The sequence below is a fragment of the Paenibacillus sp. Negev47 genome (genome assembly GCF_058313655.1).
The window spans coordinates 3,833,549-3,855,632 of the sequence record NZ_CM177754.1 but is presented as its reverse complement, the minus strand read 5'-3'; the positions used below and the strand labels follow the sequence as shown (position 1 = coordinate 3,855,632).

The window sequence follows — 22,084 nt, the reverse complement described above, 5'->3', positions numbered from 1 at the left end:
TCCTCTACATCTTAATAGTAAATATTACATTACGTACACAGGATTATAAGGTTTCATATCGTAGTTAGCAAACCTTGGTAGAATAACCCAAAATGGCTATGTCTATGCATATCTCAAAAGAGTTCATTCTAATGGTTTAAGCATCGAATTGCAACTGATTCGTTTCTTTTTTTGGTATGCTGTCGAACTGTGGAAAGCAGTCAACAAAAGATACCCAAAGTAAATAGCCCACACTATTGCGTTGATCTGGCTGCTCCTATAATAAACGTTGAAGGAGGAGTCAGCTTATGCGTTCCAACTACAAACAATTTATCCGAAACGTTCCGCTTCATCTCATGATTCTGCCTGGACTGCTCATTATTATTGTACTCGGTTACATTCCGATGGCGGGGCTGTCTATTGCTTTTCAGAATTTCTCTCCCATTGCCGGATTCAAAAATATGAATTGGGTGGGTTTGGACAATTTCAGGTATCTGTTCGATCTGCCGGGGTTCTCGCAGGTTGTATGGAATACGGTATTTATATCGACGATGAAAATTGTGTCCGGCTTGGTGATTCCGGTACTTGTAGCCTTATTGCTTAACGAGGTTCGCAAGACAGGATTTAAACGAACGATTCAGACGGTGATCTATATGCCTCACTTTTTCTCATGGGTTATTCTGGCGGGAATCATCGTGGATGTGTTATCTCCAAGCACAGGGATCGTTAATATGTTGCTGAAAGCTGTGGGTATTGACCCGATTCAATTCCTGGCCAGTAATGAGTGGTTCCCTTACATACTTGTCATTACAGACCAATGGAAAGAATTCGGATTTGGGACCATTATCTATCTGGCTGCCCTTACTAATATTGATAAGTCTCTGTATGAGGCCTCTGTTATGGATGGTGCGGGAAGATGGAAGCAGACATGGCATATCACACTGCCAGGCATTCGCCCGATCGTCATTTTGATGGTAACGCTTAGTCTGGGAAATGTACTTAACGGTGGCTTTGACCAAGTATTCAACCTCTATAATCCATTGGTATATGAGTCAGGAGATATTCTGGATACGATGATCTATCGGATCGGATTGCAGGATGCACAGTATTCCGTATCGACAGCACTGGGTCTGATCAAATCCGTCGTTTCCTTCATTTTTATCGGACTTGGTTATTTCTTGGCCTATCGGTTCGCGAATTATCGGATATTCTAGAAAGGAGGCAGAATCATGCACCACGCTTCAAGAGCTTATCGGTGGTTCCTAGGGTTTAACTACGTCATCCTGACGATTCTTGCCTTGTTATGCCTGTTCCCGATTGTGAATATATTAGCGATTTCATTTAGTTCAAGTGATGCGGTAAAAGCGGGAAGCGTCACATTCTGGCCTGTCGATTTCACGTTGTCCTCCTATCAATACATTCTGGAAAATCAGCAATTCCTGAACTCATTCGGCACGAGCCTTCTACGTGTAGTTCTGGGGGTTACGACCAATCTGATCTTCACGATTCTGGTAGCTTATCCGCTCTCCAAAGAGGCTGCCAAGTTCCGTTCAAGAACGTTCTACGCGTGGATCTTCGTATTCACCATGTTATTCAGTGGAGGATTGATCCCGAGTTATCTGGTGGTTAAGGAAGCGGGGCTGTTGGATTCCATCTGGGCTCTAATTCTGCCAGGCGCTGTTCCGATCTTTAATGTACTGTTAATGCTTAATTTCTTCCGGGGATTACCGAAGGAGCTTGAAGAAGCCTCCTGGATGGATGGGGCAGGACATTTCCGCACCCTATGCAGCATCTACCTTCCTATTTCACTCCCCAGTATCGCCACTATTACGCTGTTCGCCATGGTGGGACACTGGAATGCCTGGTTCGATGGCATGATCTACATGAAGAGCCCGGAAGGCTATCCGCTTGCTACATATCTTCAGTCCATGTTACAGCAGGTGACGATGATTCAGAGCGAGATGATGACGCTGGAGGATGCAACGCTCTTAAGTCAGGTATCGGATAGAACAACCCAAGCTTCCCAGATCTTTTTGTCCGTTATTCCGATTCTACTCGTGTATCCGTTCCTGCAGCGGTATTTCGTCCATGGGCTTGTCGTCGGAAGTGTAAAGGGATAAGATCGATAGGAGGAAAACCGATCGATGGAAGGAGCCGATTTCTGGCTCCTTTTTTGCTATTGATTTGCTATTGAGGAGAGGGGAGATGGAATATTGAGATTCATCCGGGGGAGATGGAGAGAGTCATCCATTGTCGTCAAACTGATGATTGCTTTTGTACTGGTCATTCTGCCCTTGTACGGGATAAGCATTATGATCACGCAACTCAGCTCCAAACAAATGCAGACGGAGGTGGAGAAGGCACATGAGTCCAAATTGTACTTCTACCATAATCATCTGCAATTCGAATTGGAGCGAATGAGTGCGCTGGTTACCGAATTTTCATTTGATGAACCCATGTCCACACTAAGTACACGAGCCGCGATTATGAGCAGGTATGAAGTCACGTCCAGCCTGAACAACATTCACAATAAGCTGGGTCAGATCATGGTGACGAGTCCCTACATTAGTGATGTTGTGTACTATGTTCCCGCTCTGCATAAACGAGTCAGTGCGGCGGACGGGATTCGGGACGTAGAGGATATCGAGTGGAAGAGTCTGCTCGCGACGATGGGGAATCTGAATGGCGAATTATCGCATTCCAATAATGATCTCTATTTCCTGAAAAGTAATCCGTATAACATGAACCATGAGGAGCCACCCAATTTTATATTAGGGATACGCTTGTCTGCTGAAGAACTGAAACACCGTTTGCAGCAGCTGTCGGAAACGGGTGAAAGTGACATTACACTGAGTTTTGGTGATCAGCATAATGTAGTGATCTCTTCTTCAGAGCAGCCAGCACCTGTAATACCGATTCGAACAGTCTCGACTGAACCATCCGAGTCCATGCGAGTTACGAAGTTCCAATCTGATCCCTATCTCTATTATTCGTTACATGATAAGGATCACTCGTTCACGCTGACAGCCACTATTCCGCAGGATGTTCTGAGCGCGCCGCTGAAACAATACAACGTATGGTTATGGATGGTGACCTTCATGTCGGTTGTGATCATTATTGTCTTCTCGTTTTCAATCTACAGATCGATTCACCAACCCTTAGCGGTGCTCATTCGAGGATTCAGGATGGCAGAGCAGGGCCAGACAAGCGTCCATATTCCTTCATCCAGAAGGGATGAATTCGGCTATTTGTACTCCCGATTCAACCATATGATAGAGCGCCTACATATTTTGATCGATGAGAATTATGTTGCACGGATTCGAACAAGTGAGGCGGAACTCAAACATCTGCAATCCCAGATTCAACCTCACTTTTTATACAACAGTCTGTTCAGCATCAAGCAAATGGCTGAGGTGGAGAATGTGGAGCTCATTCAGGAATTCACCGACTACCTGGGTCAATATTTCAGGTATATGTCTCGGGATTCTCATACGGAGGTATCGTTAGGGGCTGAGATTGACCATGCGCTGGTCTATGCCTCCATTCAGAAAATCCGATTTGGTTCGAGGATTCAATTGGAGTTAGAGGATGTGGATGCAAGGTACAGGGTCATTTCCGTTCCCAGAGTCATGATTCAGCCGATCGTAGAGAATGTGTTTGAGCATGCACTAGCCAAACGAAGCCAGGGAGGTATTCTACAGATTTCGTACCAAAAGGGCCTGGACAACCTGTCCATTCGCATTGAGGATGATGGGGATCAGTTAACCGACGAAACATTGAATTACCTGCAATCTGCCTTTGAGGAAACAGAGCGGAAACATGGAAACGAAGAGATAACCGGGCTTATGAATGTGAATCAGCGATTAAGAATCAAATTCGGGGCTGCCTATGGTCTTACAGCGCAGCGAAGTGAGCTCGGTGGGTTGTGCATTATAGTGAAGATTCCATGGGAGGGGGAGTAGCGTTATGCAGCGGATGCTTATTGTCGATGATGAACCCGTTATTCTGGACGGACTGTATGCGTTCTTTCAAAAAGCAAATCTTCAGGACATGGAGATAATCAAGGCATACTCTGCCTATGAAGCTATTGATTGGTTGAACTCGGTGAAGATTGATATTGTACTCAGCGATATCTGTATGCCCGGCATGGATGGAATGCAGTTGATTGAGCAGATTATGGATCGGTGGCCACGATGCAAAGTTCTCTTGCTGACAGGACATAACGAATTCGATTATGCGCACCAAGCTATTCGAAATCCTTGTGTTGTTGATTACCTGTTAAAGACAGAGGGCATGAATCACATTCGGGCTGCGGTAGAGCGGGCGTTAACACAGATCTCGGAAGAGAATGATTTTCGCTACCAAGCTGCATGGTTTCGCAGTAAATTGCCGCGAGCGCTGCCCCAGTTACAGCGTCAATTACTGCTGGATTTGCTTAAGCGAACGGATAGACAAGACATCATTTCACTTCAAGAAGAACTGGATGCTGTGCAGCTACCTTTTGAATCCGATCAACTTGTTATTCCAGTGATCATCCGGGTAGAAGAATGGAACAACTATCAGTCCCAGGCGGATCGAAGTCTAATCCGCTATGCCGTTGCCAATGTTGCGGAGGAGCTGTTGCAGGACAAGGCCAAGGTGAAGGCGATTGATCTGGACGCTCAGGTCATCGCGTGCTTTATTCAATCACAAGAGGCGCATCCGTCACACGTATCTAATACGCAAGGGGAACAAGGGCGTCAGCTGGATAGCTGGGTACAGACCCTTCGTTTTGTCTATGGCACATTGGAGTCTGTGCAGCAATCCTGTGCTGTCTGCCTGAACCTGTCTGTATCCATCATGGTCAGCGAGCAGGCGGTAGAGTGGAGCAGGGTTAATCAGGCGATCGCACAGTTGCGTCTGTCGATTCATGAGAGTCCCGGGCTTGGGATGGAGAAACTCCTGCGTGTAAATATTCAGGATGAATTGCCTTACACCCCTAGCATTATGAATCAACAGGGTATTGTAGCGCTGCATCTGGATCAGATCAAACAGCGAATAACCGCCGGGGATCGGGAATGGATAGAGTCATTCCATAAATGGACCGAGGCGGCGAAGGAGGGACTTCAAGATCCGTTCTTTCGTATGAAAACGTATACGGGTGCAGCAAGTGTGCTCATTGAAGTCCTGCACGAACTGGGCTTATATGAATCGGCAATGGAAGAAATATCGCTGTCCCGAATGCTGCATTTTGACATTCATACCGCATGGTCCGATCTGGTCATCTTTTATCAATCAGCATACGAATGGATGATCTCCAAACGAAGCGATGCCCGTCTGAACGACCAATCGCAGATTCTAATCATGATCCATCAATACATTAAGCATCATCTGGAGGACGACCTCTCACTCACACGGATCGCACAGGAAGTCTCTCTTAACCCTTCTTATCTGTCGCGTTGGTACAAACGAATTACAGGCAAAGGCATATCCGACTACATCCATGACCGCAGAGTGGAGCGAAGCAAAGAGTTGCTTCTGGGTTCGACCTGCAAGATGCATGAAATATCTGCGAAGGTTGGATTTAGTGATCAGCATTATTTTTATCGTTTCTTCAAAAAAGCGACAGGCTGCACCCCTCAAGAGTATCGGGATCAGAAAAGTTAGATGATATCTCAAATGGTAAATCAAAGATACCAGATGTCAACGGGGTACACTCGAATTGATAGCGCTTTCTTTATAAAATAAAATTATATATAAGATGAGTGAAATTAAACCATGAACGGAGAGAGCAGAAAAAACCTGAAGAAGCGGAGCGTTCGCCTTTATCAACAGATTTCTCCCTTAGAAAAAGGGATAAAGGAAATCTGGGGATAACAGTGATCGGAAGGTTATTCTGCTATCGGAGTGGATGTTTAATATTTAAAGTTCATCTTATATACCTCACGGGAGGAGAAAAAAGGGGGATTCGCATGAATATATCATTCAAGAAGTTCTCATTGTTAACATTAACCATGGTGCTGGCCACCACGCTTGCTGCCTGTTCATCTGGTGCGGGAAGTGCCGAGAATGAAACTGCACCGAACACACAGCAGGATGCGGGAGGACCACTTACGAAATATGACCCACCCATTAAATTGACTTCCACCATGAATGAAACGGGGAAAGAATCGCTCGCCCAAGGGGATACACACGCCAACAACATCTGGACCAGAGGGTACAAGGATGAACTCGGTATTGATGTAACGTACGAGTGGATAGTTCCGGATGCCAATTATAACGATAAGATGAATGTCACGCTGGCGAGTGGTGATCTGCCGGATGTACTGAAAGTGAGCGCAGTCCAATTCGAACAACTTCATGAAGCGGGAATGCTGGAGGATCTGACCGAAGTATATGACAAGTACGCATCCGAACTGGTGAAGGAGTTCATGTCCGCTGAAGATGGAGCAGGTTTGAAGCCAGTAACGAAGGATGGGAAAATATACGCCATGGTGAGCTTCCCAGGCTCACTGGATTCCTCGGATATGATCTGGATTCGTCAGGATTGGCTGAAAAAGGTTGGTCTTGAGGCACCCAAATCCATGCAGGATGTTATCCAGATTGCAGAAGCCTTTACCTTCGAAGATCCAGACGGAAATGGCAAAGATGACACGTACGGGATTGCCTTAAACAAGGATTTGCCTATAAACGCGTTCTTGCTCGGTTATCATGGTTATCTCGAAACCTGGATTAAGGATGCTTCAGGTCAAGTCGTGAATGGAACGATCCAACCGGAAGTGAAAGAAGGGTTGCGTGAGCTTCAGACTCTGTATCAGAAGGGTGTGCTGGATCCCGAGTTTGGGGTTAAGGATTTTGCTAAAATGATGGAGGATGTGAATGCAGGCAAGTCTGGCATGTTCTTCCTGCCACAATGGGCACCTTTTCAGGTTAGTAGCATGATTAAAAAAGACAAGAACATCGACTGGATGGCTTACCCGGTTCAATCGATTGATGATCAGCCAGCCAAAACACAGAATCATCTTAGTCTGGGCGGTATATTTGCCGTCCGCAAAGGCTACGAGCATCCGGAAGCGTTAATCAAGTTGCTTAATTTCCAGGCTGAAAAAATGTTCGGTGAGTCTGCCAAGGAAGAACGGGCTGCTTATTTGAATGGACTGACGGGTCTTGGTTTTCATAATGCGACAGTCTGGAATCTGCCTGCTAACAAAAATGTGAAAGCACAGGATGAAGTAGAGCAGGCGCTCAAAACAGGAGATACCTCCGGATTGGAACTGGAAGCGAAGCTGTTCTATGACGATATTATGGATTATCGGAATGGGAATCTCGATAAGTGGCATATGGAGCGTATCTTTGGCCCAGAGAGTTCACAAGGTGTGATTAAATATTATCGGGATAATGACCTGATTGTCATGAATGAATTCATCTATGCACCAACGAGAACGATGAATACCAAACAGGCAACACTCGATAAACTGAGAGCCGAGACGTTTCTGAAAATCATTTATGGTAACTTGTCGATTGACGAGTTCGATAACTTTGTAGCCAATTGGAAGAAACTTGGCGGGGATCAGATCACACAAGAAGTGAACGATACCATCGCAGCTAACCAATAAAATGGTTGAATATCATATGATCGAAGAATAAAAAAATAGAAAATGGTGCGCTCCCCTAAGGAGAGGCACCATTTTTTGATTCGGATTATCTGCGTTTCAATAACAGAACCCCACTGATTTCAGACGTTTGTAGCGATATACCACTTTGAATCCAATATCATTGTCCAGCAAGCAGTTCAGTGCATTGATCAGCCGTGCACCGGGAACGAGCGGATTTCTACACCAATAGATTAATACCAGATCCGGTTGTGGAACAGCATTGACACGAGCCATCCTAATCATCTCTTTTCTATTAAGGTTCTTAATAGAAGATAAAAAAAGGATGAAAATGTGCTAGACCATAGACATGCTGTTTAATAAATAGACCTACTTATTCGTGGAGTGCTGCTTCGATGGTAACTTGTCCGCCGGAGTTCCTTTACCATTGTTTTTGTTATGGCGTGCTTTTTCCGCATTTTCGTTAACTTTTTTCACAAAATCATGAGTACTCTCCATCTGTTCCTACAACTCCTTTCATAAGCGAAATGTGTATTCCGATTCTTAATATAACCATTGAAAAGTAATTTTATTTGAGGTACAACGCTAAGGCTTATTGCGATACGACTTTCACCAAGATCAATTGGGACATACTGGACATGGGCAGTATAGCCGTCTAAACTAGATAGACCAAACATAATAAGAAGGGATGGGCCTATCCAGACATGTTGCAGAAATTCGGTTTTACACAATATGAGAGTCAGGTCTATGAGGCTATATTTGCACAGGATGAACCGCTTGATGCCACATCCATTGTTAATCACTCCAACGTCCCCAAAGCCAAGATCTATGAAGTGCTCAACCGGCTAATCGACAAGGGAACGGTGCTAACAACGATGGATGGGAAGAAAAAATTATATATGGCCGTTGATCTTCAGTCCATCATTCATAAGATTAAGGCAGATTTCGAGAAAGATATTGAGGAACTGAAGCGTTACAAAATCAAACGTACATTCACGGACGAGCATATCTGGACGTTAAAAGATGAATCATCCATCGCATCGAATATTGAACAGCTTATCGAGGAAGCAGACTCATCGATTCTTTTTCTGGCCTGGAATGAGCGAATGGAAAAATATCGTGAACTGCTGGAGCAGAAGGAAAAGCAGGGCGTGTACGTTGAAGTGCTTGCCGTTGGGGGAATGGAGACATCCTTAAGCCGGAAATACTCGTTGATTCCATTGCTCGACGCGCCAGAACCTTCACAGCTGCTCATTGTGGATCATGCCTATCTGCTGTTTGCCGGTGTAGAGCATGATTCCTGGAGAGCGATCAAGACGATGTCCAAACCGATCGTCAAAGCGATGACCGATTATTTCTACCATGATGTTGCCCTTACTCAAATTACCAAAAAATACGGTGACCAACTGTTACAGGATGCGGAGATCGAGCGACTGCTTACCAGGTTGATCTATTAAAACTATTCTCTCGGAGAATAGTTTTTTTGTTATCTCTTCGTATGAAAACGATTATGAAAATAAGTGTTGAAACTTTCATTTTTATGGGTTACTATCGTAGTTGTAACTTTTTTAGGAGGATACAACATGAATAAGAAAGTATATGTGCTTGCTATCGCAGCATTTGTGGTCGGAACCGTTGAGCTGATCTTGGGCGGAATTCTGGACCTGATTGCTACGGATCTTCATCTTTCCCTGGCGAAGGCCGGGTACTTAATCTCTATTTTCTCACTTGTCTATGCGTTATCTGCGCCGATTTTATTAAATATGACAGCCAGATTTGAACGTAAAAAGGTATATATGTGTACGCTATTTGTATTTTTAATCAGTAACCTGATCTCTGCATTCAGTACCAGCTTCTACATGTTGATGGCGGGCAGAGCACTTGGAGCCGCGACGGGCTCACTTATTTTTGTACTCTCCCTAACCCTTGCAGCGCGTATTGTGGAACCACAATATAAAGGACGTGCCGTGGGGATCATTACCATGGGAGGCAGTGCATCGCTTATCATGGGTGTACCTCTGGGCATCTTTGTAGGCAACTTGGCAGGCTGGCGTGAGGTGTTTATGTTGATCGCCATTCTGACAGCAGTAGTTATGGTAGCCATCTGGATTGCAATGGATCGTGTGCAGCCTATTCCTGCTGTATCCCTGAAGAAACAGCTTACGGCTCTGTGGAATCCGAAAATGTTGGCGATCCATGCTACGACTTTGCTTGTGCTGGCGGGTCACTTGACTTTATATGCGTATTTCACGCCATTCCTGCAAGAAACGCTGGGTGCCAGTGCCACGATGGTTACGTTTATCTATATGATGTTTGGGATTGCCGCTGTCGCAGGGGGAGGCATCGGGGGCATGTTATCCGATCGTCTGCACCCTGCTAAAGCTATTGTTATTGTGCTGATTCCTTTTATTGTGAGTATGGCTGTCATTCCGTTCAGCGTAGGATTACCTTTGATCGCCTTCTTGCTATTGTTAAGCATCTGGAGTGCATTGAGCTGGACGGTTACACCCGTTCAGAATAGTCTCATTATCAAAACTTCGCCGGAAACAGCCGAAACGCTAATCAGTACCAATTCAGGAATTGCACATGCAGGTATTGCACTGGGCACCTATATCGGTGGCATGGTGATTGATCATTCATCGATACTGAATACCGGATGGGTTGGTTCTGTTCTGATTCTGCTTGGTTTGGTGTCTGCCATCTATGCGATTAGCATCAAGGACAAAACTGTTCAGGCGGTCGCTTAGAATAAATACGTACAAAAGCTTGAACCTCTGCATTTCCATAATCGAATGGGGTGTAGAGGTTTTTTGCTGTTTCGTTAGAATACGCGAGAGTACAATACATTTTCATATAGAGGAAGACTTGCTTTATTCAAGGTATTCTATATAATTAAAATAGTTTTAAAAAGTATTATCTAATGTTGTTGAATACATGATGTGTACCAAAGGAGTGTGACCATGACTACGAAGACGGAAAAACAAAAAATGCTGGATGGCGAGCTGTACATGGCTTCGGATCTGGAATTGTCCCAGGACAGAGAGTATGCAAGAAGAATGACGCGGACATTTAATCAAACGACGGAAACTGACGGCGAGCTTCGCACCAAGTTATTGAAGGAATTGTTGGGATCTACAGGTGAACACTTGAGCATGGAACCTAATATTCATGTGGATTATGGATATAACATTCATGTAGGCAATCATTTTTATACCAATTTTAACTGTACAATATTAGATGTGTGTGAAGTTCGTATTGGTGACCATTGCTTAATGGGGCCAGATGTACATATCTATACGGCTTCTCATCCATTACATCCGCATGAACGTAATACGGGTGCAGAATATGGCAAGCCAGTCACGATTGGAAATAATGTATGGATTGGTGGTAGAGCAGTTATTAATCCGGGGGTTACCATTGGAGACAACGTGGTCATTGCTTCTGGGTCGGTAGTTACGAAGGATGTTCCGGATAATATGATCGTGGGCGGCAACCCTGCTAGAGTCATTAGAGAGATTGAGCTTTGATTTTGTGAATAGACAGATGATAGTAGCCAATGAGAATGCCCGATGTGTATCATCGGGTGTTTTTTATAAAAAAATAAAATCCCCCAGACAGAAAACATGCCAAGGTATCGTATAACCGACACTTTTTCATGTGACTTGTCTGGAGGATAGTAGGAATGTTTCTGCAACATGTGAATTAAAAAATCTTAACGTTTCAAGCTTTTTCCGTTACTGCCGATCACTTCTTTGTACCAATGGAAGGATTTTTTACGGTAGCGTTCGAGTGTGCCTGATCCATCATCATGACGGTCAACATAGATATAACCATAACGTTTTTTCAACTGGGCAGAAGACGCACTGACGACATCGATACAACCCCATGAGGTATACCCCATAATTTCCACGCCATCTTCAATGGCTTCGCCAACCTGAACCAGATGATCATTCAGATACTGGATTCGGTAGTCATCTTCAACTGTTTTCTCGCCGTCAGCACCCGTGATCAACTCGTCAACAGCTCCCAGGCCATTCTCTACAATAAACAATGGTTTCTGATAGCGGTCATAGAACATGTTGAGGACATAACGCAAGCCTTGCGGGTCTATCTGCCATCCCCATTCACTTGCTGGCAGATAAGGGTTAGGCACACCACCAAGCAGGTTACCTTCACCTGTGACTTGTTTGTCCGGATCTGCCGTCTGACAGATACTCATGTAATAACTGAAGGAGATGAAGTCCACTGTATTCAGCAGCATTTCTTCGTCGCCAGCTTCCATCTGAATCTCGATCCCATTTTCACGGAAATAACGTTTCATATATCCAGGATAGCGACCTCTTACGTGCACATCACCGAAGAAATAGTTGCTATGCTCGAATTCCATGACTTTGATCATATCGTCTGGATTCGGTGTCAGCGGGTAGGTAGGCATACTGAGCATCATACAACCAATCTGTGCCGTAGGGATGATCTCATGACAGAGCTTCACAGCAGAAGCACTGGCTACAAACTCATGATGGATCGCCTGATACAGATCTTGCTTGCTAAGCTTCTCTTTCGGTGTGTAGATGCCTCCACTCATGAATGGTGCTTCGAGAATCGAATTGATTTCGTTAAAAGTAAGCCAATATTTTACTTTGTTCTTATAACGTTTAAACACGGCAGTTACATAACGCTCATAGAATCCAACCATTTTCCGGTTAACCCATCCATCATATTCTTTGGACAGGTGCAGCGGTGTCTCATAGTGGGATAGTGTAACCAGTGGTTCGATCCCGTATTTGTGACACTCGTCAAACAGGTCGTCGTAGAACTGCAATCCTTCTTCATTAGGCTCAAGCTCGTCTCCTTTCGGGAAAATCCGGGACCAAGCAATGGAAGTACGGAACACTTTGAAGCCCATCTCTGCAAACAGTTTCACATCTTCCTTATAGCGATGATACAGATCAATACCGATCAGTTTCATGTTATCTTCAGTGGGTTCTTCCGTGATTGGACCCATGATGCCTTTGGGAGCTACATCCTGTGTGGATAACCCTTTGCCGCCTTGATTGTATGCACCTTCAGCCTGATTGGCTGCAATTGCGCCACCCCACAGGAAATTTTGCGGGAATTGATAGGTTTGATTTTGAGAGTTATTCATGTGTATCGCTCCATTCATCAAATTGATTTTAAGAGGTTGTTCAAAAAGCCCGCTTTTGATTACAAAGGATGCCTAACGGCATCATCAGCATCGAATATGGAATTCAGCCGAAATGTCCGTTGCTCACGTAGTTTTCCCTACGCTCTGCTACTCCATTTCTAGCTTCATCCCATCTTCTCGGTACTGAAAACCGGTCTTTTTGAACACGCACTTTAAGATAATTCATATATGACGTAAAAAAAGCTTAAACGTTGTAACGGGTTACACGTCAAGTTTTACTTTTGACCTCAATTTAATGCATACTATTATTCTAAGTAAGTTAGCAAGAAGGGAGTCTCCGATGTCCAAGTTCGATGAAATTATGAAGCGGTCCGGTTACTCAAAAGCGACAGTGTCACGCGTGATTAATCATTCTCCGCATGTTAGTGATGAAGCAAGAAAGATCATAACGGATATTATGAAACAGTTGAATTATATTCCCAACCGAAATGCAGTATCTTTATCTACAGGGCAGACGAAGCAGATTGGAATTGTGACTTCAACCACGAGTGAAATCATTCTTACATTCATGAATCAATTCATAGATACAGCTATGGATTTCGGGTTTCAAACGATTATCTATACATCCCGTGGAGATCCGGAGATTGAATTGCAGGCGTTCGAAGATCTGCGCAGCAAACGAGTGGATGGGCTGGTTATTATTGCATGTGTCAATAACCCTCGCAAATTGAAGGCATATCGTGAGTATGGGCCCATTGTCTCCTGGCAGCGAATGGGGAATAACGAGATTCCGTCTGTTGCTATGGATCAGGCAGAAGGGTATAAGTTAGCTCTGGAGCATCTGTTTTCTAGAGGATACACCCGGATTGCGAATGCATTCGGCAGGGCTGAAAGTCTGAATACCCAGAGCCGCCGTGAAGCCTATGAATCTTTCATGAAGAGCAGAGATATGCATGTGTGGACTGAAGCGTATCAATATTCCGTATTTAGCTCCTCAGATGGTGAAGAAGCCATGCGAAGAATGGCAGAGGGGCCAGAACTTCCACAGGCCGTATTATGTTCGAATGATTATGCAGCCATCGGTATTTTGTGTGAAGCACGCAGAAGGAATATTCGGGTACCGGAACAACTCGCCATTGTTGGGTTCGATGATATCGAGCTTTCCCGTGTTCTCGGACTCACGACCATTCACAATCCCATTGCGGAGCAGGCTACTCAGGCTTTTCATCAATTGTGGGCCGTATTGGGTAAAACGGAGTTGCAGACCGAACAGCTGACATATCAGCTGATTGAGCGTGAGACGACTTGAAAACCTAACGCTTGATGTGGGAATCAGGTGTTAGGGATTCAATAATTATTCAAATTTGAAGCATCTTCGATCCCGAGTCATACGTTATACTGAATATGTGCTTCAGAACGACATATCTGTACAGAGATGTGGCGTGAAGTTTTCGTATCATGTTACAAGTTACATATTTCACAAACGATCTGCGAGAAAGGTGAGAATGGACTTTATGAGGACAGTGACAGGCCGATTCAGAATTGCGGGCATATGGGAGGGCGTATCATTACTTCTGTTGATTTTTATTGCTATGCCTCTGAAATATTTTGCAGATATCTCTTCCGCTGTAGCCGTAATGGGCATGATTCATGGTATTTTGTTTCCTTTGTACCTTATTGCGCTAGTGCATTTGGCTGTGGTCAAAAAGTGGAAGATCACGCGCTGGTTGATGGGTGGACTGGCTGGTCTATTGCCTTTTGGAACTTTCGTATTCGAATCCTATCTTCGGAAGAGAGATTGGAAGTAAACATCCAATTGAATAAAATTAAAGCAGGCGACCGACTACGGATCATATCCGAACAGGTCGCCTGCTGAGTTCTGTGCGAGTTTTATATGGATATATATTCCATTTTATTCTAACGCAGATAAGCTATACTTGGAAAGAGAAAGTTTAGGTGAGCAAGCATCGAATAACGGAAGGGTTGAGCTTCTATGAAAGATATTCATGAGTTAACATCTATAGAAATGGTTGAAACGGCTATTCAACAACATGAATTGGTTTTTTTGTATGTATCTCGGCCAGAGTGCAGTGTATGTCATGCTTTACTTCCCAAGATCACGGCGTTGCTGGAATCTTATCCATCGGTATACTTGGGTCACATTAATGCTAACGAAGTGGAAGAGGTTGCGTCCAAGTTTCTTATTTTTACCGTTCCAATAATGATCATGATTGTGGAGCAGAAGGAATATATTCGAGCAGATCGCTTTGTTCGCTTGGAACGTTTGGAGGAACAACTGCAACAGATTCACTCCATGTATATCCAGGATGGGGAATAGAAATCTAAAGCTTCATGAACGGCGGCTCATACGTGAGCCGTTTTTTTGCGCCTGCAGTAACGTATGGTTATACAAAAAGGACGCGATGCATGAACTCACAAATTAAAGTGTTGCCATGAAAACGGTTTTATGATAATTTAAACATTATAAAAACGTTTTTATAGCAAAGGAACAAAACTTATGGCAAAGATAACAATAAAAGATGTAGCAAGGGAAGCTGGCGTATCCATATCGACGGTCTCTAACGCCCTGAATGGTGTGGATGTCTTGAACCCGGAGACCAAATCGCATGTTCTCAAGGTGGCAGAGCGATTGAATTATGTGCCCAATCTGAACGGTAAGCTGTTGAAGTCAGGTCAAACCAAGATGCTGGGCTTTTTTACCACAAGTGTATCGGGTCCATATTTCTATAAGCTGGTGGAGTCGATGTCTCGTGAATGTGATCGTCTTGGGTACGGGCTGAATGTATTTGTGACCAAGGATAAACACGTTATTATGAGTAATATTCTGGGTCGGCGGGTGGATGGCGTCATTATCTACGAAGAGCTTCGGATCGATGAGCAAGATATTATCGCCATGGAGAAAGACAAGATCAAGGCTGTATTTCTGGATCGGGTCTATCAGAGCGATACGATGGGAAGTGTCATTTTTGACTCGTACGTGGCGGCTTACGAAGCTACCAAGTATTTAATTGGGCTGGGGCACAAGAACATTGCGTATATTTCGGGTGTGGATACGATGTTTGACAGTGTACAGCGTAGAGATGGCTATCTGGCTGCCCTGCGTGAATACCAGCTTCCAATCGATGAAGATTACATTATACAGGGGTATTTCGAGGAGGATAGCACATATAGTGCTATAAAATCTTTTCTTCATTTGCATCCCGGGAAGCGGCCTGATGCATTCCTTGCAGGGAATGACTTGAGTGCAATTGGCTGTATGCATGCGTTGAAGTCTGAGGGCTTTGAAGTGCCTCAAGACGTTAGTGTCGTGGGTTTCGACGATATTGATATCGCACAGTATTTTTCTCCACCGCTCACAACGGTAAGAAATCAGATTGCAAGACAGGGTATCCTGGCCATCAATCAACTGGTGGGCATGATCAAGGAGAACGAACAAGGGGCTGCACAGAAATTGGCGGGTGAGCTGGTGGTTAGAGGTTCAAGCCATGTGAAGATCGACCGGAAAGATTATCGTACAAATATGTTCGACTGAAAAGATTTACACTGGCACTCCGATGAACAACCTTCCGATCGCTGTTATCCCCAGATTTTTTTTTGAATTCCTTATACCAAGGGGGTTTTTTATGTCGAAAAATAAAAACGTTTTTATGACAATATAGCAGTTGGAGGGGAGTAAAAGAACGTGGATAAATTAGCCGTAGAGACATCAACCGGTAAAAATGCGATCAATCCTAATGGAAAGAAACCCATCGGACAACGGATCAAAGAATTCATAGTAGATTATCGAAGACAATGGGAGATTCAATCGATGATTATCCCTGGCATTATTTTTATGATTATTTTCTGTTATATCCCGATTTACGGTTTGACGATTGCCTTTAAAAATTACACGGTTATTGATACGCTTGCTACCGCTCCTTGGGTAGGGCTGGATAATTTCAGAATCATTTTGTCAGACAAATATTTCTGGGATGCAGTCGTGAATACACTGGGAATCAGTTTTTTGAAACTGGGGATCGGGTTCGTGATTCCTATCATTCTCGCGATCATGATCTATGAGTTAAACAGCGGACGATTCAAGAAATTTGTGCAAACGGTTTCATATTTACCCCACTTTTTGTCCTGGATCGTACTTGGGGGAATGCTGATTACCTGGTTTTCAACAACGGGATTATTTAATCAATTGTTACTTAGCCTGGGAGTGATCTCTCAACCGCAGAACATCTTGCTGGATGCAGGCAAGTACTGGTGGATTGCTACGTTATCGGATATCTGGAAAGAAGCAGGTTGGGGAACAATTCTGTATCTGGCAATCATGGCGAAGATTGATCCTACGTATTATGAAGCGGCCAAAATCGATGGTGCAAGCCGTCTTAGACAGATCTGGAATATCACCATACCCAACATGAAATCGATCATCAGCTTAAATCTGATTCTAACTGTAAGCGGTTTATTGGGCTCGAATCTGGATCAGACACTGGTTCTCATGAACTCCCAGAACCGCGACAAAGCGGAAGTCATCAATTCGTACGTCTATCGTATGGGGATGTCTCAGGGTGACTTTTCATATGCAACGGCCGTTGGCTTGGGCGTCTCAATCATCTCTGTCATTCTACTCGTCACGGCGAACAAAATCACAAGCAAATTAAACGATAATCAATCTGTGTTGTAGAAGGAGGTACCCGCGTGAATGGAAAGGTGGCAAAAGAAGATCTCGATAGTCGGATCTTTGATACCTTAAACATGATATTGCTAATCATCTGTACGGTCGTTATTCTGGTTCCTCTCTGGAATGTTATCATCTCTTCCTTTAGTTCAGGCAAAGCGCTGGCGGAAGGTGGGTTCATCTTCTGGTCACCGGAATTCTCGCTGGAGAATTACAGAGCTGTATTCAACGATCAGGGCATCTGGCAGGCCTTCTTCATATCGGTTTCCAAAACAACGATTGGCGTTGTTACACATGTGTTCTTCTGTGCCATGGTTGGCTATGGTCTGAGCAAAAAGTACATAAGAGGCCGTAAATTATACGTTGCCATGGGTGTTATTACAATGTTCTTCTCGGGCGGCATGATCCCGACGTATCTGTTAATCAAATCACTTGGCTTGCTTAACAGCTTTTGGGTGTACATTATCCCGGCGTTATTCAGCTTCTATGATGTCGTGATTCTGATGAATTTCTTCCGAAATGTCCCGGATTCTTTGGAAGAATCGGCCAAGATTGACGGCGCAGGGGATTGGCATATTTTCCTGAAAATCTTCATTCCACTCTCCATGCCTGCCATGGCTACGATTGCGCTATTCAATGGTGTAGGGCAATGGAACGACTTCATGACGACCAAGTTATATATTACCGACCAGTCACTGTATCCACTTCAGATGATGCTGTATGAGATTATCGTTCAGTCCCAGACACAATCCATGCAAAATGTCGGGGGTTCGGCTGTTATCGAAACAACGACCAAAGGCGTGCAGTTAGCCACCATTGTCATTACGACACTACCTATCGTGCTGATCTATCCCATCGTTCAGAGATATTTTATCTCGGGAATGATGCTGGGTGCAGTCAAGGAATAAGAGAACCAAATAACCCATTTTGAGGAGGAACAAAAACATGTTGAAGTACAAGGCATCAGGCAAAAAAGGGATTAAATTGCTCGCAACACTGCTCACAGTCGTGCTTATGATTACAGGTTGCAGCGGTGGATCGGGGGGCTCCAGTGAAGGGAACTGGGTATCCATTGAAGATCGCTATATGGTGGATCCGGAAAAGCCGGCTTGGCAATTGGATAAAAAGGAAGAGGCTACCGACCTGACCTGGTACGTCAATGCAGATTGGTGGAACACCGACTTTGGCAAGGATATTGTTACCAAGAAAATCAAAGAGGACCTGAATATCAATATTAAATTTATCACGGGTGATGATACCAAGTTAAATACCTTTTTCGCCGGTGGAGATATGCCTGACTTGCTGACTGTGTTTGACTCGAATTCTCCGGTGGTTCAAAAAGCTGCAACTTGGGCTATGCCGCTGAATGATCTGGCGGAGAAATATGATCCTTACTTCAATAAAGTTGCGGCTGCCGATACGTTGAACTGGTTCCAGTTGGCAGATGGTAAAACGTATGGTTATCCGAACTATTCCAATACGCAAGAGGATTATGATAGCGGTAACATTCCTGCCAAGACGGCATTCATCATTCGTAAGGATGTATATGAAGCACTGGGAAGCCCTGTCATTGGAACACCAGAAGAATTCCAGAGTGTGATGAAACGAATTAAGCAAGAGTTCCCTGCGCTGATTCCGTTTGGGTTCAACTCCATTGGTGAAGGTACAGGTTCACTCGGGGATACGCTGCAAGATTTCATCGGCGTTCCGCTGGAGACCGAATCGGGAGAGTTCTACGATCGCAATCTGGATGAAGATTATCTCACATGGTTGAAGACATTGAACACCGTGTACAGAGATGGCAATATCAGTGATGACAGTTTCGCGGATGATGGCACGGCTTTTGAAGAAAAAGTGAAGTCCGGTAAATATGCAACCATGCTGCTAGACGGTACACCTCAACAAGGAGGAAACCTGCAGATCTATATGAGTGCCAATCCGGGTAAAGAATATGTCGCCATTGATGGACCGCAGAGCACTAAAGGCAATGCACCGACATTGAATCAATCCGGGATTACAGGATGGATGATCAACTTTGTTTCCAAGGACTGTAAAGATCCGGCCAAGGCCATTCAGATATTCACATACTTGCTGAGTGAAGAAGGCCAGACGCTTATGAATTACGGGATCGAGGGGGAAACCTACCAAACCAAAGCCGACGGTAGCGTAGAGTTGCTGCCAGCGGTGAAAGACCTGCAACTCAATAACGCAGATCGATTTAAGAAGGATTATCGGATGGGTGAATTTATGTTCTTTGGTCATGACCGCCACAAAGCACTCAGTGCAGATGCTTTTCCGGAAGCCATTAAACAGATGCAGGAGTGGGGCAAAGGCAAGCTGAAACCACACTTCATTCTGGAGAATATTAGCCCGGATCAAGGTACACCTGAAGCTCGTGCGTTGTCAGCGATCAATACGAAGTGGAATACAACGCTGGTGAGTATGGTACGTTCCAAGGATGATGCCTCGTATGACAATGCACTGGCTGCTTACAAGTCATTTTTAGGTGAAAACCGTTGGGAAGAGATTGTGAAGGTGCGTAGTGAGAAGATGAAACTGAACAAAGAAAAATTAGGTATTCAATAATAGGAATGTGGAGGAAAATCATATGACGATTTTCAAAATGTACAAATCTACGGGTGAAGAAGATATATTCGTATCTCTATCCCAAGAGCAATTGAAACCACTGGATGCCAATAAGGAAACAACGGCCATTCATCTGGATGATCACCTAACGTATCAGGAGATGGACGGATTTGGTGCTTCTTTTACCGATTCATCTGCTTATCTAATCAACCAAATCTTGAATGAGGAGCAACGGGATGAGGTCATGACCCGACTGTTCCATCCTGAGAAAGGGATCGGGCTGTCAGTCATCCGTAATCCAATGGGGGCTTCGGACTATGCGAGAACGGTATACAGTTATAACGATATGCCCGAACAACAGACAGACGCAGAATTAATCCAATTCAGCATTTCACATGATGAAGAGGATGTTATTCCTTTAACGCAACAGGCTTTGGCATTGAATCCTGACATGAAACTGTTTGCATCACCATGGAGTGCACCGGGATGGATGAAAACGAGCGGATCGATGATTACCGGACAGTTGAAGGCTGAGTGGTATCCCGTGTATGCCGAATATTTTGTGAAATACATTCAAGCCTATGCTAAGCATGGATTACCGATCCATGCCATCACACCACAGAATGAGGCGCTTTATGAACCGGGGCACTATCCTGGTATGTTGATGCCAGCCGAGGCCCAAGCAGACTTTATCAAAAACCATCTCAAACCAACCTTTGTACAAAATGAGATTCAAATCAAAATTCTCTGTTACGATCACAACTGGGATCAACCGGACTATCCGCTGACCGTGTTGGAACAAGCGGGAGAAGAAGTGGACGGCGTAGCCTGGCATTGGTACGGGGGCGATGCTTCTGCTCAAACAAAGGTTTATGAAGCTTTTGCAGGTAAAGAAGTGCATTTCACTGAAGGTTCAGGTGGAGAGTGGATTCCGCCATTTGAGCAGGCCTTCTCGAATGTGATGCGAACGGGAATTCAGATTCTTCGCAATTACAGCAAGTCCTTTGTACTTTGGAATATGGCACTAGATGAGAATAATGGCCCTACGGTTCCTGGTTTTGGTCGCAGTACGTGCCGTGGTATCGTGCAAGTGAATCAGCAGACGAAGGAGCTTACGTATACACTTGATTATTATGCTTTGGCCCATTTCAGTGCTGTGATCCGTCCAAAGGCTGTTCGCATTGAATCAACGTCCAGTGATGATTCGATCTTTTCTGTAGCTTTCAAAAATATAGACGGTTCCGTCGCATTAGTCCTCTTCAACGATGGTGAAGAGGTAGGCAATGTGAAGGTTAAACTGCGTGACAATATATTGTTGGAATGTCAATTGGAACAGAAGAGTGCCTTGTCCATATCATTCTCCGACTTATAGACAGAACGTGGCCTCAATTAGTGCAATCAGCTTCACTTAAAATGATCACCCCAAGAAGCGATATCCGGAGTGTACACGGATATCGCTTCTTGGGGTGAAATTTATCTGTGGCAGGGCTACATTATACAGGTTGAATGGCGAGATGGGGGGTTCCACTACTCTCATCAACGAACAGTACATATTGATTGCCAGCAGTTCCTGTTAAGACCAGACCGGGTTGACCTGCAACACCAGGATTGTAATATCTGAGCTGTTGTAAAACGGGTAGGGACACTGGAAGAGTAGGTTGATTGAGTGCCATTAATTGTGTAGCGGCTTTAACACTATCTCCAGCTTCGATCACTCCGCCTACACCCAAATGATTGACAATCGAGGAGCTGGCGTTGATTTGAAGGCTGCCTGCTATGGTCTGGCTGCCATTGACGTGTAGATCGACACCAACGGTTTGATTACCATTAACGTGCAAATTCTGATTAATCGTCTGATTGCCGGTGACAAGGATGCTATCAAATGTTGGCAAATATATCATCTCCTATATAGTTTTCATATATTCTATGAGGACAAGATCTGGAATGACCCGGGTGGCCACACATTATATGTCTGGGATAAAGCCCTTTTGCAAAAGAGAGTTAGCGAAAAGCTCAATAGAAGAAACCACGCCACTATTTCGTGCATATTGTAGGCAGAGAATGCTTTCGCATGGAACAGGAGGGTTTGTTATC

General features: G+C 44.4%; 20 protein-coding genes. 16 read left to right on the top strand and 4 right to left on the bottom strand.

Annotated features, from left to right (window positions below):
* Window positions 1-287 precede the first annotated feature (287 nt).
* The 5 genes from AC4G47_RS17225 (at window position 288) to AC4G47_RS17205 (ending at window position 7,574) form a co-directional block, all read left to right on the top strand.
* Window positions 288-1,193, top strand: coding sequence for an ABC transporter permease (locus AC4G47_RS17225; RefSeq protein ID WP_491101966.1), 906 nt, complete (start codon window positions 288-290; stop codon window positions 1,191-1,193).
* Between the two features lie 15 nt (window positions 1,194-1,208).
* Window positions 1,209-2,099: a carbohydrate ABC transporter permease gene (locus AC4G47_RS17220; RefSeq protein ID WP_491101965.1), complete on the top strand. Its 891-nt coding sequence runs from the start codon at window positions 1,209-1,211 to the stop codon at window positions 2,097-2,099.
* A 93-nt stretch (window positions 2,100-2,192) separates the two neighbouring features.
* The gene (locus AC4G47_RS17215; RefSeq protein ID WP_491101964.1) at window positions 2,193-3,941 is read left to right on the top strand and encodes a sensor histidine kinase; all 1,749 of its coding nucleotides are present in this window, start codon (window positions 2,193-2,195) and stop codon (window positions 3,939-3,941) included.
* Window positions 3,942-3,945: 4 nt separating this feature from the next.
* Window positions 3,946-5,625, top strand: a complete 1,680-nt coding sequence (locus AC4G47_RS17210; protein ID WP_491101963.1) for a response regulator — start codon at window positions 3,946-3,948, stop codon at window positions 5,623-5,625.
* A gap of 305 nt (window positions 5,626-5,930) precedes the next feature.
* Window positions 5,931-7,574 (top strand): extracellular solute-binding protein, encoded by a 1,644-nt coding sequence (locus AC4G47_RS17205; protein WP_491101962.1) that lies wholly within the window; start codon window positions 5,931-5,933, stop codon window positions 7,572-7,574.
* 96 nt (window positions 7,575-7,670) lie between these two features.
* Here AC4G47_RS17205 and AC4G47_RS17200 read toward each other — a convergent pair whose 3' ends face one another.
* Both AC4G47_RS17200 and AC4G47_RS17195 read right to left on the bottom strand, forming a co-directional pair.
* Window positions 7,671-7,847, bottom strand: a complete 177-nt coding sequence (locus tag AC4G47_RS17200; RefSeq protein WP_491101961.1) for a hypothetical protein — start codon at window positions 7,845-7,847, stop codon at window positions 7,671-7,673.
* 93 nt (window positions 7,848-7,940) lie between these two features.
* A complete protein-coding gene (locus AC4G47_RS17195; protein ID WP_082703947.1) occupies window positions 7,941-8,069 on the bottom strand; it encodes a DUF4023 family protein in 129 nt (42 codons plus the stop codon).
* A gap of 206 nt (window positions 8,070-8,275) precedes the next feature.
* Between AC4G47_RS17195 and AC4G47_RS17190 the strand changes: the two genes are divergently transcribed.
* The 3 genes from AC4G47_RS17190 (at window position 8,276) to AC4G47_RS17180 (ending at window position 11,098) form a co-directional block, all read left to right on the top strand.
* Complete coding sequence (locus AC4G47_RS17190) at window positions 8,276-9,028, top strand: TrmB family transcriptional regulator (protein ID WP_458126720.1); 753 nt, start codon at window positions 8,276-8,278, stop codon at window positions 9,026-9,028.
* 126 nt (window positions 9,029-9,154) lie between these two features.
* A complete protein-coding gene (locus tag AC4G47_RS17185; protein ID WP_491101960.1) occupies window positions 9,155-10,318 on the top strand; it encodes an MFS transporter in 1,164 nt (387 codons plus the stop codon).
* A 213-nt stretch (window positions 10,319-10,531) separates the two neighbouring features.
* Window positions 10,532-11,098 (top strand): sugar O-acetyltransferase, encoded by a 567-nt coding sequence (locus AC4G47_RS17180; RefSeq protein ID WP_458126722.1) that lies wholly within the window; start codon window positions 10,532-10,534, stop codon window positions 11,096-11,098.
* 185 nt (window positions 11,099-11,283) lie between these two features.
* Here AC4G47_RS17180 and AC4G47_RS17175 read toward each other — a convergent pair whose 3' ends face one another.
* Window positions 11,284-12,717: a glycoside hydrolase family 1 protein gene (locus tag AC4G47_RS17175; RefSeq protein WP_491101959.1), complete on the bottom strand. Its 1,434-nt coding sequence runs from the start codon at window positions 12,715-12,717 to the stop codon at window positions 11,284-11,286.
* 340 nt (window positions 12,718-13,057) lie between these two features.
* Between AC4G47_RS17175 and AC4G47_RS17170 the strand changes: the two genes are divergently transcribed.
* From AC4G47_RS17170 to AC4G47_RS17135, 8 genes are all read left to right on the top strand, one after another.
* The gene (locus tag AC4G47_RS17170) at window positions 13,058-14,026 is read left to right on the top strand and encodes a LacI family DNA-binding transcriptional regulator (RefSeq protein ID WP_491101958.1); all 969 of its coding nucleotides are present in this window, start codon (window positions 13,058-13,060) and stop codon (window positions 14,024-14,026) included.
* A gap of 205 nt (window positions 14,027-14,231) precedes the next feature.
* The gene (locus AC4G47_RS17165; RefSeq protein WP_491101957.1) at window positions 14,232-14,525 is read left to right on the top strand and encodes a DUF3817 domain-containing protein; all 294 of its coding nucleotides are present in this window, start codon (window positions 14,232-14,234) and stop codon (window positions 14,523-14,525) included.
* A 185-nt stretch (window positions 14,526-14,710) separates the two neighbouring features.
* On the top strand, window positions 14,711-15,055 hold the full coding sequence (locus tag AC4G47_RS17160) for a thioredoxin family protein (protein ID WP_491101956.1): 345 nt from the start codon (window positions 14,711-14,713) through the stop codon (window positions 15,053-15,055).
* Between the two features lie 180 nt (window positions 15,056-15,235).
* The gene (locus tag AC4G47_RS17155; RefSeq protein WP_458126727.1) at window positions 15,236-16,270 is read left to right on the top strand and encodes a LacI family DNA-binding transcriptional regulator; all 1,035 of its coding nucleotides are present in this window, start codon (window positions 15,236-15,238) and stop codon (window positions 16,268-16,270) included.
* Window positions 16,271-16,420: 150 nt separating this feature from the next.
* Window positions 16,421-17,410 (top strand): ABC transporter permease, encoded by a 990-nt coding sequence (locus tag AC4G47_RS17150; RefSeq protein WP_491101955.1) that lies wholly within the window; start codon window positions 16,421-16,423, stop codon window positions 17,408-17,410.
* A 14-nt stretch (window positions 17,411-17,424) separates the two neighbouring features.
* The gene (locus tag AC4G47_RS17145; protein ID WP_076211802.1) at window positions 17,425-18,312 is read left to right on the top strand and encodes a carbohydrate ABC transporter permease; all 888 of its coding nucleotides are present in this window, start codon (window positions 17,425-17,427) and stop codon (window positions 18,310-18,312) included.
* Between the two features lie 37 nt (window positions 18,313-18,349).
* Complete coding sequence (locus AC4G47_RS17140; RefSeq protein WP_491101954.1) at window positions 18,350-19,990, top strand: type 2 periplasmic-binding domain-containing protein; 1,641 nt, start codon at window positions 18,350-18,352, stop codon at window positions 19,988-19,990.
* Between the two features lie 22 nt (window positions 19,991-20,012).
* On the top strand, window positions 20,013-21,362 hold the full coding sequence (locus AC4G47_RS17135) for a glycoside hydrolase family 30 protein (protein WP_491101953.1): 1,350 nt from the start codon (window positions 20,013-20,015) through the stop codon (window positions 21,360-21,362).
* A gap of 121 nt (window positions 21,363-21,483) precedes the next feature.
* Here the strand turns inward: AC4G47_RS17135 and AC4G47_RS17130 are convergent, their stop codons facing one another.
* Window positions 21,484-21,891: a hypothetical protein gene (locus AC4G47_RS17130; protein ID WP_491101952.1), complete on the bottom strand. Its 408-nt coding sequence runs from the start codon at window positions 21,889-21,891 to the stop codon at window positions 21,484-21,486.
* Window positions 21,892-22,084: the final 193 nt, after the last annotated feature.

Excerpts from the sequence above, each read along its gene's own strand:
- AC4G47_RS17200 (WP_491101961.1), bottom strand. The coding sequence starts at position 7,847 with ATGGCTCGTGTCAATGCTGTTCCACAACCGGATCTGGTATTAATCTAT.
- AC4G47_RS17190 (WP_458126720.1), top strand. The coding sequence starts at position 8,276 with ATGTTGCAGAAATTCGGTTTTACACAATATGAGAGTCAGGTCTATGAG.
- AC4G47_RS17140 (WP_491101954.1), top strand. The coding sequence starts at position 18,350 with ATGTTGAAGTACAAGGCATCAGGCAAAAAAGGGATTAAATTGCTCGCA.
- AC4G47_RS17155 (WP_458126727.1), top strand. The coding sequence starts at position 15,236 with ATGGCAAAGATAACAATAAAAGATGTAGCAAGGGAAGCTGGCGTATCC.
- AC4G47_RS17160 (WP_491101956.1), top strand. The coding sequence starts at position 14,711 with ATGAAAGATATTCATGAGTTAACATCTATAGAAATGGTTGAAACGGCT.
- AC4G47_RS17130 (WP_491101952.1), bottom strand. The coding sequence starts at position 21,891 with ATGATATATTTGCCAACATTTGATAGCATCCTTGTCACCGGCAATCAG.
- AC4G47_RS17210 (WP_491101963.1), top strand. The coding sequence starts at position 3,946 with ATGCAGCGGATGCTTATTGTCGATGATGAACCCGTTATTCTGGACGGA.
- AC4G47_RS17165 (WP_491101957.1), top strand. The coding sequence starts at position 14,232 with ATGAGGACAGTGACAGGCCGATTCAGAATTGCGGGCATATGGGAGGGC.
- AC4G47_RS17170 (WP_491101958.1), top strand. The coding sequence starts at position 13,058 with ATGTCCAAGTTCGATGAAATTATGAAGCGGTCCGGTTACTCAAAAGCG.
- AC4G47_RS17225 (WP_491101966.1), top strand. The coding sequence starts at position 288 with ATGCGTTCCAACTACAAACAATTTATCCGAAACGTTCCGCTTCATCTC.
- AC4G47_RS17185 (WP_491101960.1), top strand. The coding sequence starts at position 9,155 with ATGAATAAGAAAGTATATGTGCTTGCTATCGCAGCATTTGTGGTCGGA.
- AC4G47_RS17180 (WP_458126722.1), top strand. The coding sequence starts at position 10,532 with ATGACTACGAAGACGGAAAAACAAAAAATGCTGGATGGCGAGCTGTAC.
- AC4G47_RS17175 (WP_491101959.1), bottom strand. The coding sequence starts at position 12,717 with ATGAATAACTCTCAAAATCAAACCTATCAATTCCCGCAAAATTTCCTG.
- AC4G47_RS17220 (WP_491101965.1), top strand. The coding sequence starts at position 1,209 with ATGCACCACGCTTCAAGAGCTTATCGGTGGTTCCTAGGGTTTAACTAC.
- AC4G47_RS17135 (WP_491101953.1), top strand. The coding sequence starts at position 20,013 with ATGACGATTTTCAAAATGTACAAATCTACGGGTGAAGAAGATATATTC.
- AC4G47_RS17205 (WP_491101962.1), top strand. The coding sequence starts at position 5,931 with ATGAATATATCATTCAAGAAGTTCTCATTGTTAACATTAACCATGGTG.
- AC4G47_RS17195 (WP_082703947.1), bottom strand. The coding sequence starts at position 8,069 with ATGGAGAGTACTCATGATTTTGTGAAAAAAGTTAACGAAAATGCGGAA.